The 2,637-nt window shown below is 56.3% G+C and carries 1 protein-coding gene and 2 pseudogenes; 2 read left to right on the forward strand and 1 reads right to left on the reverse strand.

Annotation, left to right across the window (positions count from 1 at the left end):
* A pseudogene (locus ABIE33_RS36110) lies at positions 1–384 on the forward strand (hypothetical protein); the annotation flags it as partial.
* A gap of 117 nt (positions 385–501) precedes the next feature.
* Positions 502–740: pseudogene (locus tag ABIE33_RS36115) on the forward strand (hypothetical protein).
* Between the two features lie 460 nt (positions 741–1,200).
* Here the strand turns inward: ABIE33_RS36115 and ABIE33_RS36120 are convergent.
* The gene (locus tag ABIE33_RS36120; RefSeq protein WP_429133932.1) at positions 1,201–1,881 is read right to left on the reverse strand and encodes a methyltransferase domain-containing protein; all 681 of its coding nucleotides are present in this window, start codon (positions 1,879–1,881) and stop codon (positions 1,201–1,203) included.
* Positions 1,882–2,637 lie beyond the last annotated feature (756 nt).

A 2,637-nucleotide genomic window follows, 5' to 3' on the forward strand; every position in this document is an offset into this window, starting at 1 on the left:
TTCGCTGAATCTGCTCGTCTTCATCAAAATCTCCTCGATCATAAAGCCCGAGAAAATTCTACTTTTGAAGTCCGTTATTCGGCGGGGGGATTACCGGTCAACGCTGGCGGCAAGCGGGTGAAGGGCCTCGTCAATCGCCGCTCGGCCGAAGCAGGACTTTGGGCCAAGGGCGAGTTCGTTTCCAGCAACACCGTGCCCGCCGCGCCGAAGGCGCCGGAAGTGGTGACGAAGGAAAATGTCAGCTGGGTGGCCGGCATCGTCTCGACCCTCGGCTTCGCCTTTACCGGCAATGGGCCGCTGCAATGGGCGCTGGCCGGCATCATTGTCGTCTCGTTCGCGGGTGGAGCTTATCTTTTCATCCGCAATCGGCTCGATCCGGCATGATCCCCTGGCAGAAAATCTTCGGCGGCGGGCTCGTCCTCGCCGTCATCACCTGGGCAGTGCTCGAGCTGCGCACGAGCGGCGCCCGCTCCGTCACCCATGCAATCGAAAGGCAGAACAATGCGGCGGCACATTCCGCGGGCGATGCTCGCTCTAACTATGACACTTGCCCTGATAGGCTGTGGGATTTCGGCGCCAGCAAATGTCGACGGCCTGCGGCGGATCGTCGGCACTGACCTGGTCGGCGCGCGCCGGGCGACGCCGGCGGATCACGGAAGATCGACCGGACGGTTGTCGGCCTCTGTGCCGGCGGCGTCTGGACGAATGCGGAATGCGTCCGCCACGGCGAGGCGCGATAGCCATCAGCATTGCATGCGCAGACACGAGGAGCATTGATGGGGCAGGAGCTTGGAACGATGGAACTCCCAAAACGCGCTCAGAGGCTCGAATAGAACCTCAACACGATCATCCAACTCGTCACGCTCCTTGGAATGTGCGTCGGCGGCGTTGCGATCTGGGTTGAGAAGAGCCGGGACATTGAAGAGCTGCAGAACTGGCGGGCAGGTCACGAACTGCTACACTGGACTGCCCCCACTTTCGACCGGACACTCAGCATAAGCAGGAAGGCTCAAGCACAGGCTTGAGGATAGGCTTATGTCTAACGAGTTTCGACAGGTTGACCTGATGATCGGTGACGTCCGGCGGCGATAAAGGATCTGCAATCCCTCGTCAGCCAGCAGTCGGGCGACCTGAAGGTGATGAGGGAGATCCTGCAGCGGATAGAGGGCGGCCAGCTTCGTAGGTGAGCAGTTTCCGGGCTTAGTCCTTGGAGACGAGGAAGTAGATGCTCCCCTGGTCCTCGGTCCTTCCATTGCCTTCTAGCACGTTCATATGACTGTCGATTATTTTCCAGCCTTTCGACTGGATCATTTTCGTGAAGGAGCGGGGGTTGTATCGACTGCCCCAATCCCAGCCAGGCGCGGGAGTTTCGAAGTAATCTTCGTCGTCGTTTGCCAATGACACGACGTTCTGGACGATCAAGAACCGCTTCGCCATGTCGTATGATTTTTGCAAAACGTCTTCCGGATTAGGAATGTGGTAGAGGCCGCCGATGTTTGCGACGACATCAACGCGTCCCATCGTGTCGATGGTGTTGATGTCGGCCTGCACGAAAGAGCAATCAGTGATCTCCAAGCGCACGGCAATTTCGCTAGCGTTGGCGAAGTGGCCATCTCTGTTATTGTCGATTCCGACACTGCTGTTGTAGCCGAAATGGCGCGCCAGCATGCAATAATAACCGTCAGCGCAAAACAGCTCGGCGAACGACACAGGGTCAGTCAAATTTGCGCGGCTCTTCGCGAGCGCGATCATCATGTACCCAGCAATGATACTCTCTTTTGCCTTTTGATTTTGCTCGTAGATCCCGGGTATTTGGGTATTGTCTACCCCGAACAGCCGATAAGAATGGTAGAGTGGTCCTAAGCTAGTTAGCAAGCCCATTGAAAATCGCCTCACGTAAGTGCCCTGGAGCCGAGTTAGATTGTATTTGGGACGTTGACAATGGTGTATTGGCCAGCGGTATGGCAACCCGCCGAACAGAGTTTGGCACATCCATCAGCGCAGGCGCTACCTCTGCGCGCGACCAGCCAGTGATTGAGATTCGGCCTCGATCGACTCCTGGCAAAGGATGTCGCGAGCCGGGTGGTATTTCGGGTTCGAAGCGGTATCTTCGGCATGGTTAATCCTCCACAAAGCGGGGGGTAGGGCGGCTGGACACTTTTTCAGAAAGCCTAATGAAAAAGCTGGACAGGTGAATGTCCAGCTTTTCGGCAAGTCATTGATTTGGGCTGACTGAGGTAGCCCGCCCAGCCATCAACGGAGCAGTCCTAAAGCTCCCACGTGAACGCTGTCCTGACGGATCTGATCCGGCATGCACGCGACGTGGTGGACTTGAATCTGTATTGGGGATTTATTGGGCCGCGACTAATCACCCCAAAATTCAATGAATCCGTTTTATCGAAGTTTGCGAGTGCGAGGGCTGATTACTACCCGATTTCACATTTCGATTTCTGGAGACTGTTGTTGCCGGGGGAAAGAGAAAACGTGGAATCGGCTGCGCGCTCATCCAGACTCCTGCACCTTTGGCATCACATGTTTGAGGGTAAGCGGGTAGGCCATCCCACGTAGCGCGGTTTCGAAAGATCGCTCATTTTCGGCATGAATCATGCGGAGAAACCTATGAGCGACAGTGTGAAT

The organism is Ensifer sp. 4252 (assembly GCF_050434565.1).
In the GTDB taxonomy this organism is placed as follows: domain Bacteria; phylum Pseudomonadota; class Alphaproteobacteria; order Rhizobiales; family Rhizobiaceae; genus Ensifer.